Here is a 6,000-nt window from a genome sequence, read left to right as displayed (position 1 = left end):
CGAGCAGTATAAGAAAAGGGCAATGGGCATGATGCGTGCGGGGGCACATCTTATGATTACGGGAGTTTGGCGGAAAACAAGTCTGTTCTGGTCCGATCGTCGTGGCATCGCGGCGGTCGAATTCGCGTTGATCATGCCAATTCTGCTGATCATGTATTTCCTCACAATGGAAGCGTCGCAAGCCATCGAGACCAGCAAGAAGGTCAGCCGTATCGGCAGCATGGTGGCCGATCTCGTCACCCAGCAGACAAGCGTCCTCAAGGCAGATGTCGACGCCATCATGCAGATCGGCAGCGTCACCCTTCAGCCCTACAACCGCTCAAATCCGACCATCACCGTCACGGCAATCCAGGTCTCGGCCGATGCGACGAGGGCACTGGTGGTGTGGTCACGCAAATTGGTAGCCGGCGTCGCCAGCCCTGGCGCCGCCGCCACCACCGAGACAACGATCCCGGCGTCGCTCAGAGTCGCCAACACTTTTCTCATCCGCGTTGAAAGCAACCTCGGCTATACGCCGGTCATCGCGTGGAGCGCGAGCAGTCAACAGAAGCTTGGGCTGACCTCGGCTTTCAGCAACATAACCATGGGCGAAACCTATTTTCTGCGCCCCCGCAGAAGCGTGACGATCCCTTGCAGCGACTGTTGAACAGAGGCAGCCAGGCGTGCGCAGGCCGCTCCAGCTACTGCTGCGGCCCACGGTCCGAAACGAAGCGCACGATAGCAGCGGCCATCTCGTAGTCTTTTGGCGCCACGGTGGCGAAGCCGCCGGAATGTTTCGATTCCAGGAGATCGTAGATATCGGGCGTCGTCGACTTGAGGTTGGTGAGGAACACGGCAAGCCGGCGCTTGGCTTCGGGGTCGAGATCGCTGCGGACCGCATGGGGGCCGTATCTCAACAGGCCCGACGTCCATACGATCCGAAGCGCCGTCACCGAGAGCCCTGCCGCCTCCAACCTCGCCTGCGTGCCCGACGGTTCTCGCGGGCCGTCGGCAGCGGCCGTCACCCAGCCGAACAGGCCATCGGCTTTGCCGTCGACCAGCATCGTCTCGGCCGCCGCGGCCGAATCGGCATGGACCAGAAACGGTGCATCTTCCGCGATCTTGCGGCCTTCCGCCGCCAACGCCGCCAATGGCAAGAGAGAACCGCCGACGCTGTCAGGAGGCGCCATGGCGATACGATGGCTGTCCATCGCCGCAAGGTCGGGCAGCTTGCCGTCCCGCGTCAGCAGAACCGAGCGGATGCCGATCGCGCCGTCTGAATCGACCGGAGCCACAAGCGGTTCGATACATAAGCAGCGCTGCGAGGCCGTCGCATATGCGGTGGCCGAATAGATCGCATATTCGATGCGGGCATTGGCCTGCGCCTCGATCAGCGCGGCATAGTTGCGGGCAACGACAAACTCGACCTTCATGCCCAAGGCCTTGGTGTAGGCGTCGGTCAACAGTGCCAGCCCCGGAACGGAGTTGCCGGCGCCTGGCTCGGCAACGATGCCGATGCGAAACGTGCCGATATCGTCGCGCCAGTCGGCATGCGCCGGATTTGACCAGAGCGCGACCTGCGCCAGCATGAGAGCGGCATAAGTCTTCAGCGCAACCCTCATGACAGGAACCACGGTCTGTTGTCCTCGATTCATGCCCATGCCCGGAGCATTTGTGCATATCGCAGCCCAAAACCGCTGCGCACCGTTGGGCGACATGCATCTCTGTTTGTGCATGTCGTTATCCCAAAACCGCTGCGCACTTTTGGGCGACATGCACCAGACTATCACGCCAAGCCGTTGCCGTTTGGTTTCCGAATTGCCAATGAAGTCGCGGAACCCTATGTCTGGTCGGTCAAACTGGCAACAACTCGATGGCACGCGCTTTCCTCTTCGTTCTGGACTCCTTCGGCATCGGTGGAGCGGCCGACGCCGACCGCTACGGCGACGCCGGCGCCAACACATTCGCGCACATCGCAGAAGCCTGTGCAGAGGGCCGCGCGGATCGCGAAGGGCTTCGCAGTGGACCGCTGTTTGTCCCCCAGATGGCCTCGCTCGGGCTTGGCAAGGCTGCCGAAACCGCAACGGGGCTGGGCTTTGCCAGCAGCGGGACGGATCTGCTCCCAACTGCCTTTCACGGCGCCGCACAGGAGGTTTCGAGCGGCAAGGACACGCCGTCGGGCCATTGGGAGATCGCCGGCCTGCCGGTGCGCCTCGACTGGGGCTATTTCCCGGATACGGTTCCCGCCTTTCCGGCCGAACTGACCGAGGCGATGATCCGCGAAGGCAAGGTGCCGGGCATTCTCGGCAATTGCCATGCGCCGGGCACCGAAATCATCGAGCGCTTTGGCGAGGAACACATCCGGACCGGCAAGCCGATCTGCTACACGTCGGTCGACTCGGTCCTGCAAATCGCCGCGCATGAAGTCCATTTCGGCCTCGATCGGCTTTATGAATTCTGCCAGGTGGTGCGCAGGCTGGTTGACCCGCTCAGGATCGGACGGGTGATCGCGCGGCCGTTCGTCGGCGAAACCACCGCCACTTTCGAGCGGACATACAACCGTCATGACTACGCCGTGCCCCCGCCGGAACCGACCCTGCTCGACCGGCTGACGGCGCGTGGCAGCCGTGTCATCGCCGTCGGCAAGATCGGCGACATCTTCGCCCATCGCGGAATTTCGCAAGTGCGCAAGGCGGCAGGCAACATGGCTATGTTCGACGAAGCGCTGGGTGCGATGGATGATGCCGGCGACGGTGACCTCGTCTTCGCCAATTTCGTCGACTTCGACACCGAATTCGGTCACCGCCGCGATGTCGCGGGCTATGCTGCAGCGCTCGAGGCCTTCGACCTGCGGCTGCCGGAGGCATTTGCGAGGCTGCGGCAGGGCGATCTTCTCATCCTGACGGCCGACCACGGCAACGACCCTACCTGGGCCGGGACCGATCACACGCGCGAGCGCGTTCCGGTGATCGGCACTGGACCGGGTCTCAAGGGCGGCGACATCGGACTGAGAACGACATTCGCCGACATCGGCGAAACCGTGGCCGAGCATCTCGGGCTGGCGCCCGGACGCTACGGCACTTCTTTCTATGCGGCGATCGGCGGTCATGCCTGAGTTACCGGAGGTCGAAACCGTCCGGCGCGGACTTCAGCCGGTTCTGGAAGGCGCCACCATCGCCCGCGTCGAGGCGCGCCGACCGGATCTGCGCTTTCCATTTCCCGAGAAATTCGCGCAGCGACTGGCCGGCAAGACGATCACGGCACTCGGCCGCCGGGCCAAGTATCTGACGATGGACCTGGAAGGCGGCCCCGCGCTGATCTGCCATCTCGGCATGTCGGGCTCATTCCGCATCGAGACGGCTGATGGCAGCGACATGCCCGGCATCTTCCGGCACGACCGCTCGAAGAGCTCCAATCACGACCACGTCGTCTTCCATGTCGTGTCTCCGGCCGGTACCCGATCGCGCGTGATCTTCAATGATCCGCGCCGCTTCGGCTTCATGTTGTTTGCGGAAGGACTGCCGGACGTTCATCCGATGCTGGCTGGACTTGGCGTCGAGCCTACGGGCAACACATTGGACGGTGCGCTGCTTTCCTCATTGATGAAGGGGCGGAGATCACCGCTGAAGGCAGCGCTTCTCGACCAGAGGCTGATCGCCGGGCTCGGCAATATCTATGTGTCGGAGGCGTTGTGGCGTGCGGGCCTGTCGCCGCTGCGCGAGGCGGGCACGATCGCCAGGCCCGGAAAGAAAGCCCAGGCCCAAAGCGAACACCTCGCGCAAGCCATTCGTTCGGTGATATCGGATGCGATCGCAGCCGGCGGTTCCTCACTGCGGGACTATATGCAGACCGATGGGTCGCTGGGCTATTTCCAGCACGCCTTCGCCGTCTACGACCGCGAAGGCGAGGCCTGCTCCAAGCCCAGTTGCGGCGGCCACATCGAGCGTATCGTGCAGAGCGGCCGATCGACCTTTTATTGCCGGACATGCCAGCGATGAGTCAGAGCAATTCCAGGAAAAGCGAGGGCGGTTTTCCGTCCGAAATTGCATCAAGACAAGGAGATGGAGCGGTTCTGCGTTTCCGTGAAACGATGAACCGCTCTAGACGAGCGTAAGCAAGGAGAAGCAGCCATGACCTATGAGACGATCATCACCGAGACGCACGGCAAGGTCGGGCTGATCACGCTGAACAGGCCGCAGGCGCTCAACGCGCTGAACTCCCAGATCCTGACCGAGGTGGTGGCAGCCGTGAACGGGTTCAGCGCCGATCCCGGTATCGGCGCCATGGTCATCACCGGTTCCGAAAAGGCTTTCGCGGCGGGCGCCGATATCAAGGAGATGCAGTCCATCTCCTATGCGGACGCCTACGCCCAAGACTTCTTCGTCGGCTGGGAGGAACTGACGCGGGCGCGAAAGCCTATTATCGCGGCGGTGGCGGGCTATGCACTCGGCGGCGGTTGCGAGCTGGCGATGATGTGCGATTTCATCATCGCCGCCGACACGGCCAAGTTCGGCCAGCCCGAGATCACGCTCGGCGTCATTCCAGGCATGGGCGGGTCACAAAGGCTGACCCGCTTTGTCGGCAAGTCGAAGGCGATGGACATGTGCCTGACCGGGCGGATGATGGATGCCGCCGAGGCCGAGCGTTCTGGCCTGGTGTCGCGGGTCGTGCCTGCCGGCGAACTTGTCGAGGAGGCGCTGGAGGCCGCGGCCAAGATCGCCGCTTTCTCGCTGCCATCGGTGATGATGGCAAAGGAAGCTGTCAACCGCGCCTTCGAGACGACGCTTGCCGAGGGATTGCGGTTCGAGCGCCGGCTGTTTCACTCGCTGTTTGCACTGGACGATCAGAAGGAAGGCATGGCGGCCTTTGCCGAGAAGCGGAAGCCGAATTTCACCAACCGCTGACGCCAATCCCTTGGCTTCGAAGAAGATGGCTGTTGGCCGCCAAAAAGAAGGCCAGGCAGCGTTGACGCGCCGGAAAAGCTGAACTATAAGCCGCACCAACCGAGGCGGCCCCGTGGCAGCCCGTTTGTTTTTTGCGCCCTGCGGCATCCCGCATGCGCCGACCAGATCAGAAGAGAGGCATCATGGCCAATACATCCTCGGCCAAAAAGGCAACGCGCAAGATCGTCCGCCGCGCAGCGATCAACAAGAACCGTCGCTCGCGCGTCCGCACCTATATCCGCCAGGTCGAAGAGGCGCTTGCCTCCGGTGACAAGGCTGCCGCACAGGCTGCCTTCAAGATCGCGGAACCGGAATTGATGCGCGCCGCAACCAAGGGCGTGATTCACAAGAACACGGCGTCCCGCAAGGTGTCGCGACTGGCTCAGCGGGTCAAGGTACTGTCGGCCTGACATTACTTGCCTAGACTGACGTTCTTCGAACCCGGCCGTTTGTGCCGGGTTTTTTCGTTTGCCGGCAAGCACTTAAAAAGAATGTCCGGAAACGGCGTCTTATGCGGATTTCACAATAGGGAATAGTTTGCCGGCATATGCATGCCTGCTGTTGATCGGCACACTTGAAAATCGCCGGCCTAATGATTCTTGGCTGTCAGAAATAGCTTATATTTTTCAAACGCTTACAGATGGTGATCCACAGCTTGTCCACACCGGACTGGCCCGATCGGGGAGAAGTCGCTGTCAAGCGAATTATTTCAGAATATTTCTGTCAGCGCCCGGTTTTTCATATTCGCCGGAAAAGGGTTTGAATCACAATGGCTTTGTTAAAATGTGCCGTCGCGGCATGCCACTCGAACCCGCCTCCACTAACCAGATTCCTTAAAAATCCGTTAGACGTGGCCTTGCCCTATCCACAGCGATTTCGGTAGTGTCGATCTATCGAAAGGGACGGGCTCTGGCTCTTAACCCAAGCCTGAATCGGCCAGCTTAAATTGGCGGGATTTGCAACGCGGATCAAGTCCGCGGACGGCTTTGGTTTGTCTTTTTCGATACGGTAGGGGACTGGCGTAACTAGACATGGCAGGTAGACGGCGCGCCGGCGCTCTTTTCGCCGGACGGTGTTG

Annotated in this window: 6 protein-coding genes; 5 read left to right on the top strand and 1 reads right to left on the bottom strand. The window is 61.5% G+C overall.

The window, feature by feature from the left end:
• Nucleotides 1-22: 22 nt before the first annotated feature.
• On the top strand, nt 23-646 hold the full coding sequence (locus EN990_RS26960; RefSeq protein WP_318014161.1) for a TadE/TadG family type IV pilus assembly protein: 624 nt from the start codon (nt 23-25) through the stop codon (nt 644-646).
• Between the two features lie 34 nt (nt 647-680).
• Here EN990_RS26960 and EN990_RS26955 read toward each other — a convergent pair whose 3' ends face one another.
• Entirely contained in the window at nt 681-1,601 is a 921-nt protein-coding gene (locus tag EN990_RS26955) for a PhnD/SsuA/transferrin family substrate-binding protein (RefSeq protein WP_063169997.1), read from the bottom strand.
• Nucleotides 1,602-1,852: 251 nt separating this feature from the next.
• Between EN990_RS26955 and EN990_RS26950 the strand changes: the two genes are divergently transcribed.
• From EN990_RS26950 to rpsT, 4 genes are all read left to right on the top strand, one after another.
• Complete coding sequence (locus EN990_RS26950; RefSeq protein ID WP_013533691.1) at nt 1,853-3,094, top strand: phosphopentomutase; 1,242 nt, start codon at nt 1,853-1,855, stop codon at nt 3,092-3,094.
• Nucleotides 3,087-3,977, top strand: coding sequence for a bifunctional DNA-formamidopyrimidine glycosylase/DNA-(apurinic or apyrimidinic site) lyase (mutM, locus tag EN990_RS26945; RefSeq protein ID WP_127370237.1), 891 nt, complete (start codon nt 3,087-3,089; stop codon nt 3,975-3,977). Before EN990_RS26950 ends, mutM begins: the two co-directional genes overlap by 8 nt.
• Before the next feature lie 132 nt (nt 3,978-4,109).
• A complete protein-coding gene (locus EN990_RS26940) occupies nt 4,110-4,883 on the top strand; it encodes an enoyl-CoA hydratase (RefSeq protein ID WP_127370236.1) in 774 nt (257 codons plus the stop codon).
• Between the two features lie 182 nt (nt 4,884-5,065).
• Nucleotides 5,066-5,332: a 30S ribosomal protein S20 gene (gene rpsT, locus EN990_RS26935; protein ID WP_013533694.1), complete on the top strand. Its 267-nt coding sequence runs from the start codon at nt 5,066-5,068 to the stop codon at nt 5,330-5,332.
• The last annotated feature ends 668 nt before the right edge of the window (nt 5,333-6,000 follow it).

This window comes from Mesorhizobium sp. M7A.F.Ca.US.005.03.1.1, assembly GCF_003997975.1.
Lineage (GTDB): Bacteria > Pseudomonadota > Alphaproteobacteria > Rhizobiales > Rhizobiaceae > Mesorhizobium > Mesorhizobium ciceri.
Note: the sequence above shows the minus strand (reverse complement) of the source record. Positions and strands in the feature narration are given on the sequence as shown.

Bases quoted from the DNA above. Each gene is read 5' to 3' on its own strand.
- EN990_RS26960 (WP_318014161.1), top strand. From the start codon at position 23: ATGGGCATGATGCGTGCGGGGGCACATCTTATGATTACGGGAGTTTGG.
- rpsT (WP_013533694.1), top strand. From the start codon at position 5,066: ATGGCCAATACATCCTCGGCCAAAAAGGCAACGCGCAAGATCGTCCGC.
- EN990_RS26950 (WP_013533691.1), top strand. From the start codon at position 1,853: ATGGCACGCGCTTTCCTCTTCGTTCTGGACTCCTTCGGCATCGGTGGA.
- EN990_RS26940 (WP_127370236.1), top strand. From the start codon at position 4,110: ATGACCTATGAGACGATCATCACCGAGACGCACGGCAAGGTCGGGCTG.
- EN990_RS26955 (WP_063169997.1), bottom strand. From the start codon at position 1,601: ATGAGGGTTGCGCTGAAGACTTATGCCGCTCTCATGCTGGCGCAGGTC.
- mutM (WP_127370237.1), top strand. From the start codon at position 3,087: ATGCCTGAGTTACCGGAGGTCGAAACCGTCCGGCGCGGACTTCAGCCG.